23 protein-coding genes (1 of these 23 cut by a window edge) are annotated in these 25008 nt (G+C 49.6%); 7 read left to right on the top strand and 16 right to left on the bottom strand.

Annotation, left to right across the window (positions count from 1 at the left end; genetic code table 11):
• From THEAM_RS00870 to THEAM_RS00905, 8 genes are all read right to left on the bottom strand, one after another.
• Nucleotides 1-1139, bottom strand: the 5' portion of a protein-coding gene (locus THEAM_RS00870; RefSeq protein WP_013536926.1) for an RNA ligase. 4 nt of this gene lie to the left of the window's left edge; only the first 1139 of its 1143 coding nucleotides appear in the window; its start codon is at nt 1137-1139; its stop codon lies beyond the left edge, outside the window.
• Entirely contained in the window at nt 1123-1857 is a 735-nt protein-coding gene (gene hisA, locus THEAM_RS00875; protein ID WP_013536927.1) for a 1-(5-phosphoribosyl)-5-[(5-phosphoribosylamino)methylideneamino]imidazole-4-carboxamide isomerase, read from the bottom strand. The genes THEAM_RS00870 and hisA overlap by 17 nt, the downstream gene beginning before the upstream one ends.
• A 9-nt stretch (nt 1858-1866) precedes the next feature.
• Complete coding sequence (locus THEAM_RS00880) at nt 1867-2325, bottom strand: hypothetical protein (RefSeq protein WP_013536928.1); 459 nt, start codon at nt 2323-2325, stop codon at nt 1867-1869.
• 2 nt (nt 2326-2327) lie between these two features.
• On the bottom strand, nt 2328-3239 hold the full coding sequence (gene nadA / locus THEAM_RS00885; RefSeq protein ID WP_013536929.1) for a quinolinate synthase NadA: 912 nt from the start codon (nt 3237-3239) through the stop codon (nt 2328-2330).
• A gap of 2 nt (nt 3240-3241) precedes the next feature.
• A complete protein-coding gene (guaA, locus tag THEAM_RS00890) occupies nt 3242-4798 on the bottom strand; it encodes a glutamine-hydrolyzing GMP synthase (RefSeq protein ID WP_013536930.1) in 1557 nt (518 codons plus the stop codon).
• Nucleotides 4799-4965: 167 nt separating this feature from the next.
• Nucleotides 4966-5670: a hypothetical protein gene (locus THEAM_RS00895; RefSeq protein WP_013536932.1), complete on the bottom strand. Its 705-nt coding sequence runs from the start codon at nt 5668-5670 to the stop codon at nt 4966-4968.
• The gene (locus THEAM_RS00900) at nt 5660-6013 is read right to left on the bottom strand and encodes a hypothetical protein (protein WP_013536933.1); all 354 of its coding nucleotides are present in this window, start codon (nt 6011-6013) and stop codon (nt 5660-5662) included. Before THEAM_RS00900 ends, THEAM_RS00895 begins: the two co-directional genes overlap by 11 nt.
• The gene (locus THEAM_RS00905) at nt 6006-6407 is read right to left on the bottom strand and encodes a hypothetical protein (protein WP_013536934.1); all 402 of its coding nucleotides are present in this window, start codon (nt 6405-6407) and stop codon (nt 6006-6008) included. The genes THEAM_RS00900 and THEAM_RS00905 overlap by 8 nt, the downstream gene beginning before the upstream one ends.
• Nucleotides 6408-6424: 17 nt before the next feature.
• On the opposite strand from THEAM_RS00905, the gene THEAM_RS00910 reads away from it, so the two are divergent.
• Genes THEAM_RS00910 through THEAM_RS00920 form a run of 3 tightly spaced genes read left to right on the top strand, consistent with a single transcriptional unit; the run spans nt 6425 to nt 8969 of the window.
• A complete protein-coding gene (locus THEAM_RS00910; protein ID WP_013536935.1) occupies nt 6425-7027 on the top strand; it encodes a purine nucleoside phosphorylase YfiH/LACC1 family protein in 603 nt (200 codons plus the stop codon).
• On the top strand, nt 7027-8031 hold the full coding sequence (dprA, locus tag THEAM_RS00915) for a DNA-processing protein DprA (RefSeq protein WP_013536936.1): 1005 nt from the start codon (nt 7027-7029) through the stop codon (nt 8029-8031). The genes THEAM_RS00910 and dprA overlap by 1 nt, the downstream gene beginning before the upstream one ends.
• Entirely contained in the window at nt 8025-8969 is a 945-nt protein-coding gene (locus THEAM_RS00920; RefSeq protein WP_013536937.1) for an SAM-dependent methyltransferase, read from the top strand. Before dprA ends, THEAM_RS00920 begins: the two co-directional genes overlap by 7 nt.
• An 8-nt stretch (nt 8970-8977) precedes the next feature.
• On the opposite strand, the gene THEAM_RS00925 is transcribed toward THEAM_RS00920, so the two are convergent.
• Genes THEAM_RS00925 through thrC form a run of 3 tightly spaced genes read right to left on the bottom strand, consistent with a single transcriptional unit; the run spans nt 8978 to nt 12635 of the window.
• Nucleotides 8978-10267 (bottom strand): adenylosuccinate synthase, encoded by a 1290-nt coding sequence (locus THEAM_RS00925; RefSeq protein ID WP_013536938.1) that lies wholly within the window; start codon nt 10265-10267, stop codon nt 8978-8980.
• 44 nt (nt 10268-10311) lie between these two features.
• A complete protein-coding gene (gene hisZ / locus THEAM_RS00930) occupies nt 10312-11571 on the bottom strand; it encodes an ATP phosphoribosyltransferase regulatory subunit (RefSeq protein WP_013536939.1) in 1260 nt (419 codons plus the stop codon).
• 2 nt (nt 11572-11573) lie between these two features.
• Nucleotides 11574-12635: a threonine synthase gene (thrC, locus tag THEAM_RS00935; RefSeq protein WP_013536940.1), complete on the bottom strand. Its 1062-nt coding sequence runs from the start codon at nt 12633-12635 to the stop codon at nt 11574-11576.
• Nucleotides 12636-12715: 80 nt separating this feature from the next.
• Between thrC and dapA the strand changes: the two genes are divergently transcribed.
• The 4 genes from dapA to THEAM_RS00955 are packed head-to-tail and all read left to right on the top strand — an operon-like array spanning nt 12716 to nt 15859.
• The gene (gene dapA, locus THEAM_RS00940; RefSeq protein ID WP_013536941.1) at nt 12716-13588 is read left to right on the top strand and encodes a 4-hydroxy-tetrahydrodipicolinate synthase; all 873 of its coding nucleotides are present in this window, start codon (nt 12716-12718) and stop codon (nt 13586-13588) included.
• Nucleotide 13589: 1 nt separating this feature from the next.
• A complete protein-coding gene (locus tag THEAM_RS00945; protein WP_013536942.1) occupies nt 13590-14627 on the top strand; it encodes a protoglobin domain-containing protein in 1038 nt (345 codons plus the stop codon).
• On the top strand, nt 14627-15409 hold the full coding sequence (gene dapB / locus THEAM_RS00950) for a 4-hydroxy-tetrahydrodipicolinate reductase (protein WP_013536943.1): 783 nt from the start codon (nt 14627-14629) through the stop codon (nt 15407-15409). Before THEAM_RS00945 ends, dapB begins: the two co-directional genes overlap by 1 nt.
• 33 nt (nt 15410-15442) lie before the next feature.
• Nucleotides 15443-15859 carry an NIL domain-containing protein gene (locus THEAM_RS00955; protein WP_013536944.1) on the top strand — a complete coding sequence of 139 codons (417 nt, stop codon included), beginning with the start codon at nt 15443-15445 and terminating at the stop codon, nt 15857-15859.
• Between the two features lie 24 nt (nt 15860-15883).
• Here the strand turns inward: THEAM_RS00955 and katG are convergent, their stop codons facing one another.
• The 5 genes from katG to THEAM_RS00980 all read right to left on the bottom strand — a co-directional run bounded on the left by katG (nt 15884) and on the right by THEAM_RS00980 (nt 25004).
• Nucleotides 15884-17998, bottom strand: coding sequence for a catalase/peroxidase HPI (katG, locus tag THEAM_RS00960; protein ID WP_013536945.1), 2115 nt, complete (start codon nt 17996-17998; stop codon nt 15884-15886).
• A gap of 102 nt (nt 17999-18100) precedes the next feature.
• Nucleotides 18101-20308, bottom strand: a complete 2208-nt coding sequence (locus THEAM_RS00965) for an amidohydrolase family protein (RefSeq protein ID WP_013536946.1) — start codon at nt 20306-20308, stop codon at nt 18101-18103.
• A gap of 23 nt (nt 20309-20331) precedes the next feature.
• Nucleotides 20332-22923, bottom strand: a complete 2592-nt coding sequence (locus THEAM_RS00970; protein ID WP_013536947.1) for a hypothetical protein — start codon at nt 22921-22923, stop codon at nt 20332-20334.
• Nucleotides 22924-23004: 81 nt separating this feature from the next.
• Nucleotides 23005-23712: an orotidine-5'-phosphate decarboxylase gene (gene pyrF, locus THEAM_RS00975; protein WP_013536948.1), complete on the bottom strand. Its 708-nt coding sequence runs from the start codon at nt 23710-23712 to the stop codon at nt 23005-23007.
• A complete protein-coding gene (locus THEAM_RS00980) occupies nt 23709-25004 on the bottom strand; it encodes a homoserine dehydrogenase (RefSeq protein WP_013536949.1) in 1296 nt (431 codons plus the stop codon). The genes pyrF and THEAM_RS00980 overlap by 4 nt, the downstream gene beginning before the upstream one ends.
• Nucleotides 25005-25008: the final 4 nt, after the last annotated feature.

Raw genomic sequence — 25008 nt, forward strand, 5'->3', positions numbered from 1 at the left:
GTTTTGAGTTTGACGGTTTGGTGTTTGAGGGCTGTGTAGAGCTTCGTCCCCAAGAATTTATCGAACTTCTTTTTCTGTTTGGCGAGCCTTGCAGCCTCTGTTAGGTGTTCAACGGGGAAGTTAAAGAGTTTGAGCTCTTCCTTGAATTCCCGCTCGATTTTTTTCAGCTCCTTTTGAGCTTCTGCTTTTAGGGTCTCCTCTTTCACTTTACCGTATAGTTGTGAGAGCTTCTCCGCCGAGGAGAGCAAGCTGTGGTAGATGTCGGTTAAAATTTTGAGCCTTCTGCTTTTCTTCTCTTTAACTGCCGGGTTTGTTACCGTGGCGAAGATGTCGTCGGCTCGGTTGTTCAGGAAAAGGTTAAACAGCTTGTGGTCCGGTATGTTGTGCAGGTAGGTGAAGGCGTAGTGGGCCCGGTGGTACCAGGGAGACTTTATCTTGACAAAGAGCGGGAAGGGCTCGGATTCATCGAAGTTTTTGGCAACGAAGCCTTCTACGTTCTCGGCCTCTTCAATCAGCCTCTCTGCCTCTTCTACTGTTCCAACTCTCTTTCGGGGGAGTTTGAAGCCCATCTGTATGAGCTCGTTCTCGGCCTCTTCGAGCAGGTAGTGGCCGGTTCGGTTGTCCCTTACCTCTGTGAGTATCAGCTCTTCGGTTTCGTAGGGTATAACGAGCTGAAACTCGGGTGAGATGAGCTCAAATATGGGGGTTAGCCCCTTTTCCAGGAGCCTCCGGGTCGCTTTAAGCAGTTTGTCGTTTCTTCTCAGTAACTCTTCCCCTTTTTCTATTTGGGGGTTGGCGAAGTCTTTCTGGGTAAAAAGCCTGACTCTTCCTTCAACAACGGCGGGATGGAGCATCGTGCCGTCGAGTTTCTCCCGGAGTATAAAGAGCTTCCCTTTGAGCCTCTCTTTTTCCGTTTCCGGGTGTTCTCCGAGGTTGAAAAACTTATGGAAGGGACGGGATACAACCCGGCCGGTTTTTGAGGAGAATGTGATGCCCCTCAGCTCCCTCTTTAGGGGGGTATCGAAGGTTTGAGGGGCGTTGAATCTGTAGGATACTTTTACGAGATCGTTCTCTTTCAGGACTTTGAAGAACTTGTTGCCCTCGATTTCTTTTAGGGCTTTCTCAAGGGTTATTTCCACGCTCTACCTGCTCTATCGCCTCTTTCAGGTTTACCTTGCCCTCGTAAAGGGCCTTCCCCACTATTGCTCCGGCTACGTTTTTAATTTTGGAAAGCCGTTTAAGGTCTTCAGGTGAGGAAACCCCTCCGGAGGCGATAACGGGGTGCTCAACGGCGGAGGCAAACTTCTCCACCTCTTCGAAGTTGGGGCTTGTGAGGGTTCCGTCCCGTGAGATATCTGTATAGACGAACCCCCATATGGGAAGTTGGTCGAGGTTTCGGGCAAGCTCCGTTGCAGGTATTCCGGAGAGCTCTACCCAGCCGCGGGTTGTGGCTATGCCGTTTTTGGCGTCTATTCCGACTACCAGTTTGTCGGGAAACTCTTCTGTCCACTTCTTGAACAGTTCCGGCTCTTCAACGGCAACGGTGCCCACTACAACCCGGGAGACTCCCGCCTTGAACAGCTCTTCAAGGGCCTTGCGGGTTCTTACGCCGCCGCCGAACTGAACGGGTATCGACAGCTCTTGAACGATTTCCTTTACTATAGGAAGGTTCTTCGGGACCCCTTCAAAGGCGCCGTCGAGGTCTACTACGTGGATGATTGAAGCTCCTTCCTCTTCCCACCTCTTGGCGACCTCTACGGGGTTTTCAAAGTAGACTTTCTCGGCGTCGGCTTTTCCCTGGTAGAGCCTTACGCACTTTCCCCCTTTTATGTCAACTGCCGGAATAACCCTAAACACGCTCACCTCCTACTGGGCCTTTACAACTTGAACCGGGACTTTCTTCCTTACGAACACCTTTACGAACTGCTGGAACTTCCCGGTAAGGCCGGGCTCCCTGGTGATTGCTCCGAAGAGGAGGTCTTCGTCTCCCCTCACTCTGAAGTAGAAGCTGTAGGTGTAGAGCATCCAGTTCTTCTTGTAACCGGCGGCTACCGCTTCCACCCTTTTCCAGTCGAGCTTCCTTACCGTGTTGCCCCTGAAGTCTTTAACGGTTACCTCTTTCGGGGTTACAGTCAGCTGGAACTGCTTCAGGAACGGCCTTGCCTGCCACAGAACAACTCCCGCCATGATTAACGCAACCGCCGCGAAGGCGAGCTTCCACAGCCCGGGCATAAACAGGCCCACGATGAAAAAGAGCAGGTCGAATATCAGAGGAACCACCACAAAGGCAAGGTCTTGTTTTACCGAAAACTCTTTCGCCTTCATCTCTACACTACCTCGAGCATTCTCTCTATGGCCTCTCTGGCTCTTGCGGCAACCTCTTCGTTAACTTCAACCTCGAACTGCTCCCTCTCCAGGGCTTTCAGCACCCTTTCCGGAGTTATCATCTTCATCTGGTCGCAGGTAAACTCTTCGTAGGCGGGTATGAAGGTGGCGTCGGGCCTGAGCTTTTGGAGCTGGTGAATCGTTCCCTTCTCGGTTCCCACTATGAACTTGGTGGCCCTTTCGTTTTTCACAAAACGGACAATTTGGGAGGTGCTGCCTACAAAGTGGGCCATGTCCCTTATCTCTTTCCTGCACTCGGGGTGGACAACGAAGAGGGCGTCTGGGTGTTCCTGGAGTTTCCTCCTTGCCTCCATCGGGGTGAGCTTCTGGTGGACCGGACAGTAGCCGCTCCAAACGATAACCTCTTTGCCTGGCACCTGCTCGGCCACGAAGCTCCCGAGGTTTTTGTCTGGAACGAATAGGACCTTATCGGCCTTCAGCGATTTTATAACTTTCACCGCGTTGGCCGAGGTGCAGCAGATATCGGAAACGGCCTTTACGTCGGCCGAGGAGTTAACGTAGGTGACCACCGCGTAGTCGGGGTTTTTCCTGCGGAACTCCTCTATCTCTTCGGCTATTGCCATGTCGGCCATGAGGCAGCCGGCCTTGTAGTAAGGTATGAGAACTTTCCTCGAAGGGTTCAGGATTTTTGCCGTCTCCGCCATAAAGTAGACGCCGCAGAAGAGGATTATCCGGGCCTGAGTCTCTTTGGCCTTCCTCGCAAGCTCTAAGGAGTCGCCCACAAAGTCGGCAACGTCTTGAATGAGGCCGTCTACGTAGTAGTGGGCGAGGATTACGGCCTCTTTCTCCCTCTTTAGCTCGCCTATCCGGTTTATAAACTCTTCACGGTTCATCTCTACTCCCACTCTATAGTCCCCGGCGGTTTAGAGGTTATGTCGTAAACAACCCTGTTTACGCCCTCTACTTCGTTGATAATCCGGTTTGAAATCCTCTCAAGGAGCTCGTAGGGTAGCTTCACCCAGTCGGCAGTCATGCCGTCTACGCTCTCTACGGCCCTTACGGCTATAACGTAGTCGTAGGTTCTGACGTCTCCCATAACCCCTACCGTTTGGATGGGGAGGAAAACGGCAAAGGACTGCCAGATTTTGTCGTAGAGGCCGGCCTTCTTTATCTCCTCCAGGACTATAGCGTCGGCCTCCCTTAGAATCTTAAGGTATTCCGGTTTGACCTCTCCGATAATCCTGATTGCAAGGCCGGGGCCGGGGAAGGGCTGGCGTTTAATGATTTCCTCGGGCAGCCCCAGCTCCTTTCCGAGCTCTCTAACTTCATCTTTAAAGAGCTCCCTCAGGGGCTCAATCAGTTTGAAGTTGAGCCTTTCGGGAAGGCCGCCGACGTTGTGGTGGGACTTTATTGTTGCAGAAGGCCCTTTAACCGAAACGCTCTCTATAACGTCGGGGTAGAGGGTTCCCTGGGCGAGGAACTCGGCGTTCGGTATCTCTTTTGCCGCCTTCTCGAACACCTCTATGAAGGTGTGGCCTATTATTTTCCTCTTCTGTTCGGGGTCTGTTACCCCTTTTAGCCTTTCGAGGAAAAGGTCAGAGGCGTCTATGACTTTAAAGTTTTTCATGTGAAACTTCTCTTTGAAGGTCCTTTCAACGCTCTCCCTTTCGCCCTTCCTCAGTAGGCCGGTATCTACGAAGATGGGGTAGAGCTGGTCTCCTATTGCCCTGTGGAGCAGAGCCGCAACTACGGAAGAGTCTACGCCTCCGGAGAGGGCGCAGATTACGTTTTTATCGCCTACGGTTTCTCTGATTTTCTCTATTTCATACTCTATGAAGTTCTCCATAGTCCAGGTGGGCTCGCAGCCGCAGATTTCAATGGCGAAGTTCTCAAGGATTTTGTCTCCGTACTGAGTGTGTTTTACTTCCGGGTGGAACTGGACGCCGTAGATTCTCCTCTTCCCGTTCCTTATTGCGGCGTAAGGGGCGTTTTCGGTTTTGGCTATGGGCTCAAAACCTTCTGGAATTCTCAGAACCCTGTCTCCGTGGCTCATCCAGACGGTGAACCTGTCCGGTAGGCCCTTGAAGAGGTCGGAGTGGTCGAGGACTTGAAGCTCTGCTCTTCCGTACTCGTGCCTTTCGGCCCTTACAACCTCTCCGCCGAAGAGGTAGGTAATCAGCTGCATTCCGTAGCAGATGCCCAGAACCGGAACTCCGAGCTCGAAAACCTCCTTGCTCACCTTGGGAGAGCCCGGAGCGTAAACGCTTGCTGGGCCTCCGGAGAGGATTATTCCCTTGGGTTTAAACTCCCTTATCTTCTCGATGGGAGTGTTGAAGGGGTGGATTTCACAGTAGACGTGCTTTTCCCTTAAACGCCTTGCAATCAGCTGGGTGTACTGGGAGCCAAAATCGAGTATCAGTATTTTGCTCTCGTGGATGTCTTTAACGGCCATGGCCTCTCCGCTTTTGGTTAGGTGTGGTGGTTATTTTATATGAATTGTCGGGGTGGGATTTACAGCTTCTTCAGGACGAAGTAGAGGAATACCATTGAGCCTGTGAAGCCTACGAGAAAAACGGCTATCAGTTCAAGTAGCTTCTGGTCCATTTTGTTCTCCGCAGGTTATTTTAGCAGTTTCCTCTTCTTCTTGAGCTTTTCCAGGAGCTTCTCCCTTCCCACTATTTTCACCTGTTTGAACCTGTAGAACTTGAAAACGAGCTTCAGGTACTCAACGGCCATCTCCCCGTCGAGTCCGCTGCAGACGGGAACAACCCTTTTGCCGTTTTTACACAGCTGGGGGAGCTGGTTTAGGAAGTGGAGCTTCCCTCCCCTTTTGCTCTTCCTTGAGAGAGGGCCCCTCCACTGGCGGACCATGTTCGACTTGCACTCGTGAAGCTCTAAGGTCCTCTTAGATGAAAATGCAACGTCTATCTCTTTGTCGGAGAGCTTCCGGCTCTTTTTGAAAACCTTACACTGGTTCACCCGCCTATAGGGGAACTCTGCGTAGAAGGGCCCCAGCTTTGAAACGAGGACCTCGAGCAAGTTTCCCCTGTCCTTTTCGTTGCTCGAAAAGAGGAGTCCGTTTAAAGCGGCGGTTACCTTCTCTATCTTGGCAGGGCTCAGGAGCTTCAGCTCCACCATATCTTTAACGGCGAGGAATATCCTCTCGGCTTTAACCGCCGGAGGGTCGGTGGGCCTGAAGCTGTTTACAACCTCCAGGAGCAGCTCAAAGGCACCGGGGTTCTGCTGAAGGAGCTTCAAAAGCTCTTCCACCTGTGGGGAGAGCAGCTTCTCTATCTGGGCTCCCTTTCTGCAGCTACAGCTCATGCTCAACCCTTGTTATGGAAATGCCCGCTTTCAGCGCGTATATGGGGAGGAGCGAGAGGAGCTCTTCCAGCTTTTTCTTCTCGAGCCGCTTTAAGAGGGTTTTCGACGTTACCCTCTTTTTAAGCTCAACGTTTGAGATGTTCACAAACCGCAGGTTTGCCACCTGCCTGTGGCCCTCTATTAGGCTTCCCGATATCTCCACAACCACCTTACACCTGCCCTCGCGCCGCTCCACCAGCTCCGAGGCCACTTTAAGCTCTGCGCTGCACTCAACCTCTGTTCCGGCAACGGAGGGCTCCACGAATAGTTCCTGGAGGACCCAGAAACTACCTGTCTCAAGCATCCTCAAGCTCCCTTACGGTTTTTGCAAACGTGGTGAGGTAATCGATTGAGGAGGTTACCCACACCTTCAGCTCTATCTCCTTCTCGCTTCCCGACTCAAGGGCCCACTGGTAGCGCTGAAAGAGCCTGTAGAAGGCGTTGTAGGCGAGCTTCCTCCGGTTAAGGGGAGCCTTGTCGAGCTCTTCAAAGAAGGAGCGGAGCTCTTTCAGCTTCCGTATTCCCTTCCTCCTTAAGCTCTCTTGGAGAGCCCTGTTTGTTGTTCTCGCCATATTGAGCTGGCTCAGGGCCTTCTCTATTTTCTCCTCGAACAGCGAAAAGAGCTCGGAAGGTTTCAGCAGGTAAAGGGGCGGAATCTTTCTTCTTTTTACCCTTACGCTTAGTCTGCCCTTTGCCATGCTAAAATTTTAGCACTATGGACTTTGAGATATTTATCTCGGAAAAACCGCAGGACGGCCGCGAAATAACTGAAATAAAAGGCCTTCCGGTTTTCAAACCTATACAGGTTCACGGCAGCAGCGTTTACTTTGTGGGAAGGGGAAGGAAAAAGCCTCCCCACGCCGACGCCCTCGTTACCGACAACAAGGGGCTCTGGATAGGCGTTCTGACGGCCGACTGCCTGCCGGTTTTCCTCATAGGGGAGGGAGCGGTAGGTATAGTTCACGCCGGCTGGAGGGGCACTTTAAAGGGGGTTACCTTTAACGCCGTTAACTACATGTCCCGCTTTACCAGGGTCCGCAGGGCGATACTCGGCGTAGGGATATGTAAAGCCTGCTACGAAGTGGGAAAAGACGTTAAAGTGAAGTTCCCCAAGGAGTACGAACGCTGCTTTATACCTGCGGGAGAGGGGAAGTTCCTGTTCGACCTTAAAGAGGCCAACAGGATTCAGCTTAAAGCCGCAGGCGTTGAAGTTATAGCCGATATGGGGCTGTGTAGCGTTTGCAACAACGACCGCTTCTACTCCTACAGGAAGGAGAAGACCGACAAGAGAACCCTCTCTGCCATAAGGATTCTCTGATGACCCGTGAGGAGCTTCTCGCCCTTGCCCTGCACCTTAAAAAGGGCTTCGGCTACGCCGCCTACCGCCGGTTCGTTGAAAAGTTCGGCTCTTTAGAGTCTGCAGTAGGGCTGGGAGCGGTGGAGCTCTCTGCTGAGCTCAGCGCCGCCGAAGGAGAGGTTGAGAGGGCGGAGAAGCTCGGTGTAAAAATCCTAACGGTTGCTTCCCCCGGCTACCCCAAGGAGCTCCTTCAGGTGGCCTCTCCGCCCCTTGCTCTTTACTTGCGGGGAGAGCTGCCCTCGGGCCCCCGGGTTGCCGTTATCGGCTCGAGGAGGTGCTCCCCTTACGGCAGGCGGGTAGCCTTTAGGCTGGGTAAGCTCCTTTCTGAAGCCGGCGTTACGGTTGTAAGCGGCCTTGCCCAGGGTATAGACACCGAGGCCCACCGGGGAGCCGTAAGGGGCGGCGGCTTAACCCTGGCCGTTTTGGGTAGCGGCGTAGATAGGGTTTTCCCCCTTACGAACCTTCACCTTGCCGAAGAAATCGTTGAGTCCGGAGGTGGACTTCTCTCTGAGTTTTCCCTGGGAACAAAGGCCCGTAAAGAGTTTTTTCCCAGGAGGAACAGGATAGTCAGCGGCCTCTCCTCCGCCGTGGTTGTGGTTGAGGCGACCGAAAGGAGCGGCACCTTTATAACCGTTGACTACGCCCTTGAGCAGGGAAGGGAGGTCTTTGCCGTCCCCGGCCCCATAGACTCACCCTACAGCCGGGGTACGAACCACCTCTTAAAGGAGGGAGCCGTTCCCCTCACGGAGCTTTCCGAGCTTTTGGAGTTTTTGGGAGTGAAGAGGGCAGAGGTGAGGGTGCCTCCGGAGTTTGAGAGGGCCTACTCTCTCCTTTCTGCCCCTTTGACTGCCGACGCCTTTGCGGTTAAACTGGGGGTTCAGATTCACGAGGCCTTAAGGCTCCTTGCCCAGATGGAGCTTCTGGGCCTTGTTTCACGGGAAGGAGGACTTTACCGGGCGTGCTGAAGGAGCTTATAGTTGAGCTGATAGAGAGGGAGGGCCCTTTAAGGTTCGACCGGTTCGTTGAGCTCTGCCTCTACCATCCTGAGTTTGGCTACTACACGAGAGTGAGGACGCTACCCGTTCCCGGTCAGGACTTTTTCACCGCCCCTGAGCTGACCCCCGTTTTCGGCAAGGTTCTGGCCCGCCACATCGGCGAAGTTGCCCGAAGGGAGAAGCTCCCTTTAAGGATTCTCGAGCTGGGAGGCGGTAAGGGCTTTCTCGCGAAGGACCTCCTTGAGGAGCTTCGGCCGGAGGAGTACCTGCTGCTGGAGAAGGGCCCCATGAATCTGAAGGGCGTTAAGGGTTTGACCTCCCTTGAGGAGCTTGAAGGGGGCTTTGAAGGGTTTGTTGTCTCCAACGAGTTCTTCGACGCCTTCCCCTTCAGGAGGGTTCTGCCCCGAAGGGGGCTTGAGGTGTTCATAGACGGCAAGGAGAGCAGGCTCTTTGAGACCCTTTTGCCCTTTGAGGGAGAGGCCGGTTCCCCTTGTGAAGGGTTTGAGGGAGAATATCCCCTCTTTTCTTCGTGGCGGCCTTTTTTGGAGGAGCTGGCCGGGAAGCTATCCCGCTGTTACTTCGTCACCTTCGACTACGGGGGAAGGTGCACCGAGCTCTCCGGCAGGCAGACCTTTAAGGCCTTCAGCGGCCACGCCCTTGCAGACGACTGGCTGGAGAGGCCCGGAGAGGTGGACCTTACCGCCCTTGTCGACTTTGATTACCTGAGCAAGATTCTCGGAGAGCTCGGCTTTGAGAACCTTGAGCTTTGCCCTCAGTCGGAGTTCCTGTTAAGCTGGGGAATAGAGCGGTTTGCCTCGCCGGAGCACACGGTTCAGCTCCTTACGCTCCTTGTGGATATGGGGAGGCGTTTCAAGGTTTTAACGGGGAAGTTTGAAGGGAGAGGGTAGCCCGGGGGCTACCAGATTCTCTCCCTGATAACGGTTTCGTCCCTTTGAGGGCCGGTGGAGATTATGGGAACGGGGATTCCGAGGTAGTCCTCTACGAACTTTATGAAGTTTTTGGCTTCCTCGGGAAGCTCGTTGAAGCTCTTTACGTTTGTGGTTTTCTGCTTCCAGCCGGGGAGGGTTTCGTAAACGGGTTTCACCTGCTCCAGCTCCCTGGCCGTTGAGGGGAACCTGTCTATAAGCTGGCCGTTGAGCTCGTATCCTACGCACACTTTTATCTGGTCGAAGGCGTCTAAAACGTCCAGCTTGGTTATAACCAGCCCGTCCAGCTGGTTCACCTGGGCCGAGAACTTAACGGCGAACAGGTCGAGCCACCCGCAGCGGCGGGGCCTGCCGGTTGTTGAGCCGTACTCGTGCCCCCTTGCCCTCAGGAGCTCTCCGGTGTTGTCCTTAAGTTCTGTGGGGAATGGGCCTCCGCCCACCCTGGTTGTATAGGCTTTGGCTATTCCGTAAACCTTCTCTACCTTTTTGGGGCTCACTCCGGCCCCCGCCGGTATCCCCAAGGCGGAGGAGTTTGAAGAGGTTACAAAGGGGTAGGTGCCTACGTCTATGTCCAGCAGCGTTGCCTGTGCCCCTTCAAAGAGAACCCTCTCCTGGGCGTCTATGGCCCTGTTCAGCAGGGAGACGGTGTCGCAGACGAAGTCTGCAACTTTTTCGTATATCCTCATTGTGTGGCTGTAGATTTCGTCGAAGTTGAAGGAGACCGGGTAGTTGTAAACATGTTTCAGGGTGAGCTCTTTCTCCCTTATGTTCCAGCGGAGCTTCTCCTTGAAGCTCTCTTCGTCTTTTAGGTCTGCGATTCTTATCCCGACCCTTCCGGCCTTGTCCCTGTAGGCCGGGCCTATACCCTTTAGGGTTGTGCCTATGGAGCCGTCTCCCTTCAGCTTCTCGCTTGCTGCATCCAGCGCCTTGTGGTAGGGGAATATTACGTGGGCCCTTTCGCTTACAAAGAGCCTCCCTTCGGGGCTTTTCCCCACCCTCTTTATGAACTCAACTTCGTTCCACAGACCTTCAAGGTCTATGACCATTCCGTTGCCGAGGACGCACTTCTTCCCGTCGTGCAGGATTCCCGACGGAAGCAGGTGGAGAACGTACTTCACGCCGTTTACAACAACGGTGTGGCCCGCGTTGTTCCCCCCCTGGTACCTTACTATGTAGTCTGCCCCTTCCGAGAGGATGTCGACTATCTTCCCTTTTCCCTCGTCACCCCACTGGGTTCCGACAATGGCGAGTGTGGACATTCAAGGTCCTCCCTGTAAAAGCGCTTGGCGTTTGCGACCTGTAATTATAGCCTTCCGTTTAGAATCCGCTCTATCTCCTTTAAAGGCTCTCCTTTCAGGGGTTTCCACTCGTTCGGAGAGGTGTAGATGAGGTGCTTCGGCTCAGACTCCCGGTTTAGAACCACCACAAACCGGTAGCCTTTTTTGAAGGCAACCTCCACCGAGCGTTTGTAGTCTCTCTTTACTATGTCGCGGGTAACGGTGTAGCCCCGTTTCCTCAGCTCCCTTGCGAGGTGGTAGGCCAGGTGAAGCTCTTTTTTAAGGTCTATCAGGTAGAACTCCTTCTCGGCCTCTTCTTTAAAGAGGCCTTTCTTCTCCAGGAGCTCGTGGAGGGCGTCTGTGTTGAGTGCCATCCCCGTTGCAGAAAGAGGCCTGCCGAACTTCTTTAATAGGGTGTCGTACCTTCCGCCCCTGCCAAGGGGGAAGCCGTATAGGGGGTGGAGCACCTCGTAGGTTATGCCGGTGTGGTACTCCATTCCCTTTTTCTCCGACAGGTCGAAGATTACGTTCTCTGCGAAGCCGTAGCTTGTGAGGATTTTGTAGGCCTGTTGAAGTTCCTCTACGGCTCTGGTGCTCTTTTCGTTTTTAAAGAGCTTCAGCGCCCTCTCTAAAACCTCCTCTCCGCCGTAGAGCTCAAGCAGGGCGAGGAGCTTACTCCGTTTCCCATCTTCCAGCCGCTCGCTGAACAGTAGCAGTCGGGAGTAGTCTTTGTGGCTCAGAATCTCTAAAACTTCGTCCCTCTCTTCTCCCTCCAGTCCGAGCTCCTCCAGCGCTCCCTCCAGGAAGGAGGCGTGTCCTACGTCTATCTGGAAGGAGCGGAGTCCGAGCTCCTTGAGGACGTTTACGACAACCGCTACAACCTCTGCATCCGCCTCAACTTCCGGCACTCCTATGAGCTCAAACCCCAGCTGACCCACTTCCCTGTCGCCGTCTTTGTCCCTGAACACTTTGCCCTGGTAGAAGAACCTGAAGGGGGGCTCGTCGTCTTTGAACGACGAGGCCACAACCCTTGCCACCTGCGGCGTAAAGTCGGGCCTTACCGCCATAAGCCGGCCGGTGAAGCGGTCTACCAGCTTAAACGAGAGCTCCTCAAGTGTGGGCTCCACGGCCTTAAAGGTCTCGAGGAACTCAACTGTTGGCAGAACCAGGGGTTCGTAGCCCCAGCTTTTTAGAACCCTTTTTGCCTTCTCTACTATCTGTTCCCGCCTTGCCGCCTCTTCCGGCAGTAGCGTTTTAAAACCTTTGGGGATTTCGGTCAGTTTCATCTTTAAAACCCTAAAGCTTTAACGATTTCTTCTTTATCTGCAGGCAGGGTTATCGGTTTAACCCCCATGGAGATTGCGGTGTCCGGGTCTTTGAGTCCGTGGCCGGTAAGGGTGCAGACCACAACGTCTCCGGCCTTAAGGAGGCCCTTGGTACGAACGCTCTTTATAACTCCCGCAATCGATGCCGCCGATGCCGGCTCGCAGAAAATCCCTTCGGTTCTGGCAACGAGCCTGTAGGCCTCAAGGATTTCCTCGTCTGTAACCATGTCTATGAAGCCCCCCGACTCCTTCGCGGCGTTAACGGCACCCTTCCAGCTTGCCGGGTTTCCTATTCTTATGGCCGTTGCTATGGTCTCCGGGTTCTTTACCGGATGGCCCAGCACTATCGGTGCCGCCCCTGCCGCCTGCCAGCCGCACATCTTCGGCTTTGAGTCCACCTTGCCAGCCTCGAAGTACTCTTTGTAGCCCATCCAGTAGGCTGTAATGTTGCCGGCGTTGCCCACAGGTATGAAGTGGTAGTCGGGGGCCCTGCCCAGCTGCTCACATATCTCGAAGGCGGCGGTTTTCTGACCCTGAAGTCTGTAGGGGTTTATGGAGTTTACTATGGTTATCGGGTACTCGGCCCCTATCTCCCTTACTATCTCGAGGGCGTCGTCGAAGTTCCCCTTTATCTGGACGACCTCGGCTCCGTACATAACTGCCTGGGAGAGCTTCCCCAGGGCTATCTTCCCCTCGGGAATGAGGACAACGGCTTTAAGCCCGGCCTTTGCCGCGTAGGCCGCCGCCGATGCGGAGGTGTTACCGGTGGAGGCGCAGATAACCGCCTTTGCCCCCTCCTCAACCGCCTTGGAGACGGCCATAGTCATGCCTCTGTCCTTGAAGGAGCCTGTGGGGTTAAGCCCTTCAAACTTCAGGTATAGGTTGAGTCCTGGTAGAATCTCCCTTGCGAGGTTGTCGGCCTTTATGAGGGGGGTGTTTCCCTCCAGCAGGGTGATGACGGGGGTCTTCTCGGAAACGGGTAGGAACTCCCTGAACTCTTCTATAATACCTCTCCAGGCTCTCATTACACCTCCAGTTAAAACGGCTAAAATTAACTTGTTGAATTATAGACGGTAGGACCCTCCCAACAGAAACCGGAGGTAGTATGTTTGAAGGTATCTACGTTGCAATTCCCACCCCCTTTAAGGACGGGAAGGTTGACACTCAGGCCCTTAAAGACCACGTTGAGTTCCTCATAGAGCAGGGGGTAGACGGCATAGTGCCCTGCGGCACTACCGGCGAGAGCGCCACCCTCTCCTACGAGGAGCACGAAGAAGTTATAGCCCTTACCATAGAACAGGCGGCCGGAAGGGTAAAGGTTATAGCCGGAACCGGCTCCAACTCAACGGAAGAGGCTATCAGGCTTACCAAGTTCGCTCAGGAAGTAAAGGCAGACGGAGCCCTCCTGATTACCCCATACTACAACAAGCCCAACCAGGAGGGGCTCTACAGGCACTTCAAGGCGGTTGCCGAGGCCGTTTCGATACCGATAGTCCTTTACAACGTTCCCGGCAGAACGGGCGTTAACATGCTTCCGGAAACCGTTGCAAGGCTTTCTGAGATTGACAACATAGTGGCCATTAAGGAGGCAACCGGCAGCACCAACGTTGCAACCGAAATTCTGAACCTCACCCAAGGTGAGATAGAGGTCCTCTCGGGAGACGACCTTACCTTCTTCCCCCTCCTTGCGGTGGGGGCAGTTGGGGTGATTTCGGTTACTGCAAACGTTGTGCCCGACAGAATGGTTCAGATGCACAGGGAGTTCGTAAACGGAAGGTGGGAGAAAGCTCAGGAGCTTCACCGCCACCTTTACAACCTCTCCAAGGTGATGTTCATAGACACCAACCCGATTCCGGTGAAAACCGCCCTCTCTATGATGGGCCGAATGGAGAAGGAGTTCAGGCTTCCCCTGTGTCCCACAACCCCGGAGAAAGAAGAGGTAATCGCCCAAACCCTAAAAGAGTACGGAGTGATTTGAAATGTCTCTCGTTTCCGGCGTAGATTACAGAGACCTTGAGAAGCTGTTCCTCTACTTCGAGATAAGGGAGAAGGACGTCCAGAACCTCAGGTTTTTGGGCAACATACTCCTTCCCTACAAGAAGGAGTTTGCAGACGCCTTCTACGACAACCTAATGAAGTTTGAGGATATAAAGGAGTACATTCCTGAGGAGAAGCTCCAGAGGCTTAAAACCACCATTCAGGAGTGGTACGAGAAGCTCTTTTCGGGTAAGTACGACTCCGAGTACCTCCTCTATCTGCTGAGGATTGCAAAGGTTCACGTTGAGGAGGGGATTCCTCCCCACTACATCATAGTTGCCATGAACTTCGTCAGCCGTTTCTGCACGAGACGTATAGCCGAGTTCTTCGCCAAGAAGGCCCGGGAGTTCTTCGAGCACTACAGGAAGGAGCAGGACGTTGTCTGCGACCCGGCGAGGGCGGAGATACTGGAAGGTTTCGTTTTGGAAGAGGTCTTCGAGCGTATGGAGGACCTTACCCGCTCCCTGAGGAAGATACTGGCCCTTAACGAAGACGTTCTCGTTTCCTACTACGTAGATTCCGAGCTTCGCACCTTCCTTGAGGCCGGCAAAGTTGAGCGGACCGTTATCAACTTCAGCAAGAAGTTCGCAATCTTCATGGACATAGCGATTCTGCTCGGCCTGATGTTCCTTGCCCTGTTCGTTATAGCCCTTTTCGGAATAGACATTTCCCACTTCTTCCACGGCAACCTGGCCCACGGCCTCATTGCGGCAATGGGCGACCTTCTGATACTCTGGACCGTTCTCGAGCTCCTAAACAGCGAAATCAAGTTTATGCTGGGCGGAGAGCTTGCGGTTAGTGCCTTCGTTAGCGTTGCTCTGGCCGCAACCATCAGGGAGGCACTGGTTGTTTCACTGGAGCACAATAAGCCCATAGAGTTTAAGCTCGGTATAGGGGCTCTTATCTTCATACTCGGAATAGTTTACGGAATAGTTAAGTTCTTTGAGCTGAAGCAGAGCAGGAGAAGGGGGCTTAAGTAATGGTTAAAGTTGCTGTTACAGGTGCAGGCGGTAGAATGGGCTCTCTTATAGCCCGTTTGGCCCTTGAAGACGAAGGGGTGAAACTTGTGGGCGTTACGGAGCGCCCCGACCACCCGCTAATGGGAGGCGAGTTTGCCCCCGGTGTGAAGTTCTACCCTTCAATCCTCCAGATGGAGGAAAAGCCCGAAGTTGTAATCGACTTTACAACACCAGAGGCCACGTTGAAGCTCTTGGAAGAGGCCAAGGAGCTCGGCACGGCCCTCGTTATAGGGACAACCGGCTTCTCGGCCGAGCAGCTTTCAAAGGTGGAGGAGGCTTCTAAGGAGCTTCCGGTTCTCCTCTCTCCGAATATGAGCTTGGGGGTGAACCTCCTCTTTAAGCTGGTTGCCGAAGCGGCAAAAGCCCTGAAGGACAAGGGTTACGACGTTGAAATCTTCGAGATTCACCACAGGTTTAAAAAGGACGCCCCCTCGGGGACTGCTGTGAAGCTGGGCCAGATAGTTGCCCAGGCCTTCGGGAAGAGCCTTAAAGAGATGGCCGTTTACGGCAGGCAAGGTATGGTGGGCCCCAGGAAACCCGATGAGATGGGCATACTCTCTGCGAGGATGGGAGACGTTGTAGGCGACCATACCGTCTTCTTTGCGACTCTGGGAGAGAGGCTCGAGCTCACCCACAGGGCTACCAGCAGGGAGACCTTTGCAAGGGGAGCGATTGTTGCAGCCAAGTGGATGGCCGGCAAGGGGCCGGGCCTTTACTCCATGTTCGACGTTTTAGGGTTTTAAAGGGGGTGGACTTCTCGTGAGAGGTGGCGGAAGTTGAAGGAGACCTCTACTCGCCTTGTTCTCCACTTTCCGAAGGAGACGTGGGATAAGCCCGTTATCTACAAGCTCGTAAAGGATTACGACCTTATAGTGAACATACTGAGGGCGGAGATTCTGCCCAAGATGGAGGGCTCCGCCGTTGTTGAGCTAAAGGGTGACAGGAAGAAGATAGGAGAGGCGGTTAAGTTCCTGAGGAGCCTCAACATAAAGATTAAGCCCCTTGAGCTTGACATCTTCAGGGAGGATGAGAAGTGCGTTCACTGCGGGGCGTGTATTGCTCCGTGTCCCACAAACGCCTTCTACCTCGATAGGGAGACCTTCAGAGTTGAGTTTGATAAGGATAAGTGCGTAGGGTGCGGACACTGCATACCGGCCTGTCCCTTGAGGATTATCTACTCGGCCGAGTTTTAAAGGGGAGGGGAGGCCCCTCCCGAGTTACCTCCAGTTTACGTCGAACCTGTCGAGCTCCATCACTTTCACCCAGCTTGAGACAAAGTCCCTTACGAACTTCTCGAGACTGCCTTCAAAACCGTAAACTTCTGAAACGGCCCTGAGCTCTGAATCTGCAACGAATATCAGGTCGAACCTTGTGGCCTCCCACAGCCTTTTACCGGTTTCCCTGCTGTAGCCTTCGTAAATAAAGTCGTTCTTAGGGCTCTTCTTCTGCCACCTAACCTCCGGCGACAGTAAGTTAACGAAGAAGTCGTTTGTGAGGGCTCCCGGCCTGTTTGTGAGAACTCCGTAGTCTCTCTTTTTGAAGTTTCCTCCTAAAACCCGCAGGCCTGCCGTGAGAACCGCCATCTCCCAAGCGGTTAGCGTTAGCTGCTGAGCTTTGTCTATGAAGAGCTCCTCGGGAGTGAACTCTTTCGGCTTCGCCTTTAGGTAGTTTCTGAAGCCGTCTGCTTCGGGCTCGAGGTATCTGTGGGTCTCTACGTCTACCTGGTGTTGCTCTGCGTCGGCCCTTCCCGGGGTAAACGGAACTTCTACCTCGAGGCCTGCCCGTTTCGCCCCCTCTTCAACGGCTACGTTTCCCGCAAGCACTATGAGGTCGGCAAGGGAGACTCTCTTTCCCGTGGAGTTTGAAAACTCCTCTGCCACTTTCTTCAGGGCCTTAGCTACCCTCTTTACCGTTTCGGGCTCGTTTACCTCCCAGCTTATCTGAGGTTCAAGGGCTATTTTCGCCCCGTTGGCACCGCCCCGCTTGTCGGAGTCTCTGTAGGTGGAGGCTGCCGACCAGGCGGTGTAGAGGAAGTCCCTTAATGGGATGCCGCTCTCTTTTATCTCCCTTTTTAGGCTTTGGAGCTCTTCTCCTGAAAGGGTGGAGCTTCCGGGCGGAAGGGGCTCCTGCCACACGAAGAGCTCCCGGGGGCGCTCCTTCCAGAGGTAGCGGTTTTCCGGTCCGAGGTCTCTGTGGGTAAGTTTGAACCACGCCTTTGCAAAGGCCTCTTCGAACCGTTCCGGGTTGCTGAGGAACTTCAGGGCTATCTCCCTGTAAACGGGGTCGAACCTTAAGGCGAGGTCGGTTGTAAGCATCATGGGCCTGTGGCGTCTGTTGGGGTCGAAGGCGTCGGGTATCACTTCGGGGGCATCTTGGGCAACCCACTGCCACAGGCCTGCGGGGCTTTTGGTAAGCTTCCAGTTGTACTTGAAAAGGTGCTCTAAGAAGTCGATGCTCCACCTTACCGGGGTTTTGGTCCAGGCAAGCTCAAAGCCGCTTGTTATGGTGTCTTCTGCGCGCCCTTTTCCGCAGCTGTTCTTCCAGCCGAGCCCTGCCTCCTCGAGCGGGGCTTCGTCGGGGGGCTCTCCCAGGCACGAAACCGGGCCGGCCCCGTGGCATTTCCCGAAGGAGTGGCCGCCGGCTATGAGGGCAACCGTCTCCTCGTCGTCCATTCCCATCAGCCTGAAGGCCTCTCTGATTTCAAGGGCCGACTCCACGGGGTCGGGCTTACCCTTTGGCCCTTCGGGGTTAACGTAGATGAGGCCCATTGTTGATGCGGCGGTGGGAAGCTCGCTCGGTTTCTCACTCTTTAGGGAGCGCTCCTGTTTGAAGAGCTGAAGCTCCTTCTCGTAGTAGATATCCTCTTCAAACAGGTAGGAGTCTACCCTGCCGCCGGCAAAGCCGATAGTTTTAAACCCCATAGACTCAAGCGCTACGTTCCCTGCAAGGATTATCAAGTCTCCCCACGAAATCGACGGACCGAACCTCTTCTTCACCGGCCACAGTAGCCTTATAGCTTTATCGAGGTTTGTGTTGTCGGGCCAGTTGTATATGGGCCATATACGGATAAACCCCCTGTTTGCTCCTCTGCGCCCGTCTTTAATTCTGTAAGTTCCGGCGCTGTGCCATGCGAGTCGGACAAAGAGCGGGCCGTAGTGGCCAAAGTCTGCCGGCCACCAAGCTTTTGAGTCGGTCATAACCTTGAAGAGTTCCTCTTTAACCTGTTTGATGTTTAATCTTTCGAAGGCCTCCTTGTAGTTGAAGTTCTTCAAGGGATTCTGTTCCCCTCCCCTTTGGTAGAGGAGTCTTACTTTCAGCTTGCGTCTTCCCACGGTACCCTCCAGAAAGAATTTGTAATTGTAAAAAATTTACTTCTGCAACTGAATTAATGAACTTGCGGCTGAAAAGTCAAGGAGAGAAGACAGAGTGTTTTCTTAAGCTAAGAAAGATGCCTCTTTAGCGTTTTCGATGAGGATCTTGGTGATTCTGTCTCTTCCGTTTTCAGGAAGACTCTCTCTTATTAGCAGATACTCCTCAAATATTGTTGTGTCGAAGGTAAGGGCGTCGTCGGTGTTAAGGAAGGCTTTAAATTTTCTTTCTTCTATGAGTTCTAGGATCTCTTCTCTTATATAGTTTTTGTAGTCAGGTAACCTCTCTATGAAGATGTTTGAACTGGGGCAGATTTCGATGGCTACCCCCCTTTCTACGATGAGCTTCGTAACTAGAGATTGTATGTTCTTTATGAGCTCAACCTGCTCTTCAAAGCTTACGAACTTACTTGAGCCCAGCAGTGGGTTAATTAGGTAGTCCTCCCTAGGTTTAAGTTTGTATTTTTTAATCAGGTGTCTTAGAAAGTTTATCTCTCTTTTATAGAAATTTCTTTTTTTTACTTCCCAAAAGTTTGAGAACGGACTGGTATCTCCGATGGGATACAGATTGAACTGTAACGCTTCGTAGGTTCTCAGCAGAAACTCTTCGAACCGGAGGGGAAGCTCTTTAGGTTCTAAATCCTCTTTTTCGAGGAAGTAAGAGATCTCTCTGATTATAAGCTTACTATAGTTCTTGTTAAATTCGTGCTGGTGAGTGTAAGTAACGTGAAACAACCATAATAAGTGAAGAAAATACCTGAAAGGGTCCATTGGGACATTTCGGTGTTCGAGTAGGTAGTCGTCGACTTCCCTTAAAAGGGCAAGCCCGTGTCCTATTCTGTCGTTTTGGTTTAGTTCTAAGAAGAACAACGCTTCGTATATGTTCTTTAACCCGGTTGTTACGTCTACGTAGTCTTCTCCTGCGTGGTATGTAAATCGCAGGTAGGGTGATCTTTTCTCCATGATTTGAGGTATGTAGATGTGAGCTAACCTTCTCCAGAACCTGAAAGGTGTTGAAAAGAACCACGCAGGTGTCCAGTATTCCTGAGAGGCTGCGTCGAAGCCCAGCAGAAACTTTAAATGTTCGGGGTTCTTTTTAAAAAAGTCTGCCAGTCTTTTTGTCTGTTCGAATATCTCCTTTTCTTTGATTTTAAGTCTAAATATTGCCTCTGAATCGGGAAACTTGGGGTAGTGCAGTATGTATCCGCTTTTAAGGTTGGTATCTTTGCTCATTATTTCGGTTAGTAGTTGTGTTGCGTATTCTACTTTCCTTTTATCAGGAAAAAATCTAACTTCTAATATTGACAGTCTGTTTTGTTTTTCGATAAAGGTCTTTGTTATCTTGTTGTTGAGTTTTTTAATCTTTCCTACTTCCTTTTTTATTGGATTGTTTACGAACTTTTTAGAGAAGTAGTCGAGACCTTTGAAGTATCTGTCGTGAACAGTTTCTTTGTATAGTGAGTTTGTTAGCGTTACTGCAGTGGATCCCAGTAAGTTTTTTCTTTTATGTCTACTAAAGACGTAATATATTGATATATCAACGAATTTGGGGTAGCTGAAGTCTTTTGTTTCATGTGTCAGTTCGTGCACGGGGATTATTGCTAGGTTGTGCTTGTAGATAGAGTTTATAAGGAATAGAAGCTTGTCTTCTTGGGGAATTTCCCCTTTTTTGTATATATACCAGATTGTTGCCAACATTAGTAGTAGTTTTCTTGCTTTTATATACCTCTTTTTATGCTCTATTTTTGGGTTTTTATTTATGGACTTTAAAAGTTCTCTGTTAAAGTTTTGAAGCTCTTGCATAATAAATTCTATATTTTCCGGAAAATTTGAAAGTAGTCCCAAATGGGTGTGTAAATCCGCAAGGGTTCTCATGTAGTAGGGAACCTCAACATAGGGTTCTATTGACATTAAATTTTGTAGGTTTGTGTTTGGGTAATACTCGTTTTGTAGTAGAAAGGCTTGAAGCAGGAACTCCCTTCTGACTTCTGATGTTACTATCTTAAAGAGTTGAAGCTCTTTGATTTGGAAGTTTTGAAAGAGTTTGGTAGTTAGGTAAATAAGAGATTCTTTTGTATAGTTTGGAGACTCAATGTTGGTAATTCTTCTTAGTTGTTCTTTTAAGTAATAGAATGGAACATACGGGTATTTTTTCTTTAGAATTTCGTATAACTTATTTATTGGAGATTCATTTTGTGTTTGACTCTCGAGGAATAAGCTAAACTCCGAAAGAAACGTTATGTAAGGTTCAAAGGAAATTTTCTTGATTTCCATTCGTAGGTCTACCTTCGTTTATTCTATATTTGTTCTGCTCTTTCTTTTATTTTAAGTAAAATATCTTTTAAAATTTTCAAACCATGCAGAAGTTCGTTTTTTATTCTTTCAGGAATTTCTTTATCATCATGCTCTTTAATAGCATTTTCTATCTCCTTCAGTTTTTCGGTAGCTAGGCTGTAGACTTTAAGTAGTCCTATGTAGAGAGTTATATAAATTTTATGTTTGTTGAAGTTGAGTTTCCTGTGGTCTATTTCTTTAATTTTCTTTTCTCTAGGTAATTCTCTTGCATTTTCGACTTCCTTTTTTAGTTCTTCTAATCCAGTAATAACATAGTGTGTTACTGGAAACTCAGACATTGGGGAGCTGAGTGATTGTAATCTTTTTATGTATTTGTCTAAATTGTCTAAATATTTATTTATATCATAATTTTCGTTTATTATATTGTTTATGTCCTCTTGAATTTGCCAAGATATCTCATACTTTATTTCTCCTTTTAGAAGAATGTTAATTATTTGATCAAGTAAGGTTATATAAGTTTGAAGCATATACAAATATCTTGTGATAACGCTTATGTCCTCTGAAGATTCTTTAACACTTAGGAGGATTTTGTCTTTGAAGTTTGAAATGAAGAATATTAGACTATCGCTGTAGCTATTTCTAGTTACTTTATGCTTAAGATTAATTGAAAATATAATAGAGCTGTTTATGTGTTTTAGTAAATTGTCAAAGCTGTTTAGTGTTCTTAATAAAGATAGGTTCTCGTTGCCCTCAGGTTTTCTACTTAAAAATCTGAGAGTGAGTTTGGACTTACCTGTATTTATTGGTACTTCTAAGTCATCAAATAGGACCTTAATAACTTTTTTTATTCTTTCCTCGGATTTCCTGAATTGTATTTGAGTTAGTATATACCTTTCTATTTCGGGAGTAAATCCGTAGATGCTCTCTGAAATTTTTATTAATTCGTAGAAACTGGCTCTTCGGTCTATCCATGAATTTATGAATTCAGATACTGCTCTTGCTGCTACTGGTGGCTCTTCGTTTAGTTCTACAAAGTGTCTTATTGTTTCTAAGAAAATAAGCCTTAACAAACCTCTACTTATTCCGTTAGAAAAAAGAAGATATTCATTAAACCATAGTTTAAACAAAGCTTTTTCTTTTGTGTTTCTAAACTTATTAGATAAATGTTCTTCAAGTTGGATTAAAGTAAACTTTTGTGCGTAAAATGGCAGGCTAATCCCTATGTATTTGTTCTTTTTCTGAGTTTTGTAATTTTTATCTAGTGATTGAACTTCTTGTAGAATTTTATCTATTTCCTTTAAAATGAATAAGAACTCATTATGTCTTTCTTTATCTCCTACTTTCTCAGTTTGTCTTGTTTCTGTTTGAATTTCGAGATTTATACCTAGTACTTTTTGAATTATATCTGACAGACATAGTTCTGAGATTTTGTCTTCGAAGCCGTATAGTAGAGTTGTATTACTGCTTATTTCTTTCTGTTCTAGTTTCGAAATTTTGTTACTTATTCCCTTAAGGATTAGGTAAAGTTCTCTAAGAGATATATCTGAAAAAAGAGTTCTGACAAAGAAGGGAAGATATAATTCCTCTTCTCTTCCAGTATTCAACACTTTTAGAATAGGAAGTCGCTGTAGGAAATCTTTAGCTTCTTCGGTGATGACATCTTCTCCTTTATGGAACTTGACTTTGCAATTTTTGAGAGTTTCCCAACTTATAGTTGGAATATCTACCATGTTTGAAGAAAAGATTTTCTCTATGAAAGATTTTGCGTAGTATCTTGCATTTTCTTCATTTTTTATAAATTCTTTGCTTATGTAATTAAAGATGATATCCTGAATATTTTTATAGTTGCCTGCTGAAATAATTATGAGCTTAGGATGACTTAAGAACATGTATATTTCTGTTAAAAGACTTATGAGCCTTTCCGGAGGGAAACTGATGTCGAGATCGTCTACAAACATTAGAATTGCGTTAACTTTTCTCTCTTTAATGTAAAGATCAATAAGTTTGAATAATTCGTTACGTAAAGCTATATCGCTTTTATCGATTATTTCCTCCAGTAGTAAGTCCTCTTTGGAAAGTTTTCTCGGAGGAAGGGATGAGGGAAATTTGTTTAAACAAATACTGAGATGTTTTAGGAGTTTGTCTCTGTTTAAAAGAGCTGGTTCATCTGTGAAACAGTTCTCATCCAATTTTTGCTTTAGCCAACTTAGAAAATAGAATGTTAGACTCTCTGTATTTATAGATGTATCTATTAAATTTTCCGCTATTTCCACATTTTTAAGGTTAGAATAATCAAAATTTAAAGGTTGTTTGGATAGTAACTCTTTAATAGTAAGAAGTATAGAGGTCTTTCCGCTTCCACGTTTACCATTTATAAATAGGTTATTGGGGGTAAACTTGCTAGTTTTTGAGTTGTTATTTGGCATATTTTGTGAGTTATCCGAGATATTTTCGATTATTCTGTTAAGCTTCTCTAGAGCAATTTTTATGATTTCTCCGTTAATGCTTTCTTTAACTTCATCAAGTGAGGAAAAAGTCTTTGGCCCTTCAATAGTTAAGTCTATTATCCTTTTGCTTTTTGTGCTTCTAGTCATCTTTTCCTCTAAAGAGTGATTTCCTGTTCACAGTAATAATTCAATTATTAAAAATTCCTTCCGTGCTTTCTTTAAAATTCATTAACTTTTGGTCTCCTTAAGGATACGTTCTGCCGTCTTTTTGGGGTTTTCCGCCTTAGTTATTGGTCTTCCTATTACTATGAAATCTGTTCCGAGCGCTTTTGCCATTTTCGGGGTTACCACTCTTTTCTGGTCGTTTGCAGCAGCCCAGGTAGGCCTTATTCCGGGAGTAACAGTTAGGAAATCTTCCCCCAAGTTCTCCTTAATTAAACGGACCTCTTTGGCGGAGCAGACCACGCCGTTGAGGCCTGCCCTCTTGGCAAGTTCTGCCAGTTTTAAAACCTCTTCGTTTACGCTGCGCTCTATACCCACCTCTTTTAAGTCTTCTTCCTTCATGCTGGTAAGTACGGTTATCGCTATAACTAACGGTTTTGCTACTCCGATTTTCTCTGCGTATTCGGCGTTAAACTCGGCCACCTGTTTCATAAGCTCAAAGCCCCCGAGGGCGTGGAGGTTGTACATGAATACTCCGGCCTCTATGGCAACTTTTGCTGCAGACTTTACGGTATTTGGAATATCGTGGTATTTGAGGTCGAGAAAGACTTTTTTACCCAGTTTAGATAGCTCTTTAACCGCTTCGGTTCCGGCCCTTGAGAAGAGTTCCAGTCCTACCTTGTAGTGCTTGACGGAGCTTCCCAGCTCTTCAACCAGCTTCAGAGCTTTTTCCTTTGAGTCAAAGTCGAGGGCAACTATCAACTCGGGTTTCACGCTCTCTCCTCCAGTTCCTCTATCATGCATACAAAGGTGGGTTTAACTATAACGTCGAGTGCGTCTATCTCTTTTATTGCGAGACTGATGGCCTTTTTCGGTGCCGGGTGGGTTGTCATAACTACCGGCACGCCTCCGTCGAACTCTATGCTCTTCTGGAGGGCCATTTTTATGCTTATGTTGTGTTTTCCGAGGATGCTGGCTATTTTCGCCAAAACGCCGGGCCTGTCCAGCGCAGTGAACCTTAGGTAGAAGCTTGAAGTGAACTCCTCGGGCTCTCTTACCCGCAGGTTCTCTCCTTTAAATAGGCACTCGGGAACGGCGTAGGTGTTACCCAGGGCAAGGTCTACTATGTCGCTTACAACTGCACTTGCGGTAGGCTCCCTTCCGGCCCCTTTGCCGTAGAAAAGTGTTTCTCCCACAAAGTCTCCCTCTACAAAGCAGGCGTTGAACACACCGTTAACGCTTGCGAGTATGTGGTTTTCGGGAATCATTGTAGGATGAACCCTTACCTCTATCTCTCCGTTTACAAGCTTTGTGATTGCCAAAAGCTTCACCCCGTATCCGAACTCCTCCCTTGCTATCTCTATATCGAGGGGGGTGATTTCCCTGATTCCCCTTACGAATACCTGTTCGGTTTTTACAAATCTGCAGTAGGCAAGGGTTGCGAGAATTGCTATTTTATGGGCGGCGTCGTAGCCGTCTACGTCGAGGGTTGGGTCTGCCTCTGCGTACCCCAGCTCTTGGGCTTCCTTAAGGGCCTCTTCGAAGCTGATGCCCCTTTGGCTCATCTGGGTTAGTATGAAGTTTGCCGTTCCGTTTATGATTCCGTAAATGGCCTCTATTCTGTTTCCGGCAAGTCCCTCCCGGAGCGCCTTTATAACCGGGATTCCTCCGCCTACGCTGGCCTCAAACTTCAGAGATACCCCGTTCTCTTTCGCCAGCCTGAATAGCTCCTCGCCGTAGTCAGCAAGGAGGGCTTTGTTCGCAGTTACCACGTGACGCCCCTTTTTAAGGGCCTCTTCTACAACTCTCTTTGCTATGCCCGTTCCGCCTATGAGCTCAACAACCGCGTCGCAGTCTGCTTTTAGGGCTTCAATTCCGTCTGGGAACACTTTCTCCTTCGGGACTCCAAGGGCCAGAGCCCTCTCTCTCTGAGGGTCTGCAACGAAGGCTATCTCTACGGGGCGGCCTATTCGCTCTCTGATGAGCTCTCCGTTCTCGAGGAGGAGCTTCACAACTCCTCCCCCTACGGTTCCGCACCCCACAATTCCCACTTTAAAGCTGTCCAACCGT

Origin of the sequence: Thermovibrio ammonificans HB-1, assembly GCF_000185805.1 — a bacterium.
Classification (GTDB): Bacteria; Aquificota; Aquificia; order Desulfurobacteriales; family Desulfurobacteriaceae; genus Thermovibrio; species Thermovibrio ammonificans.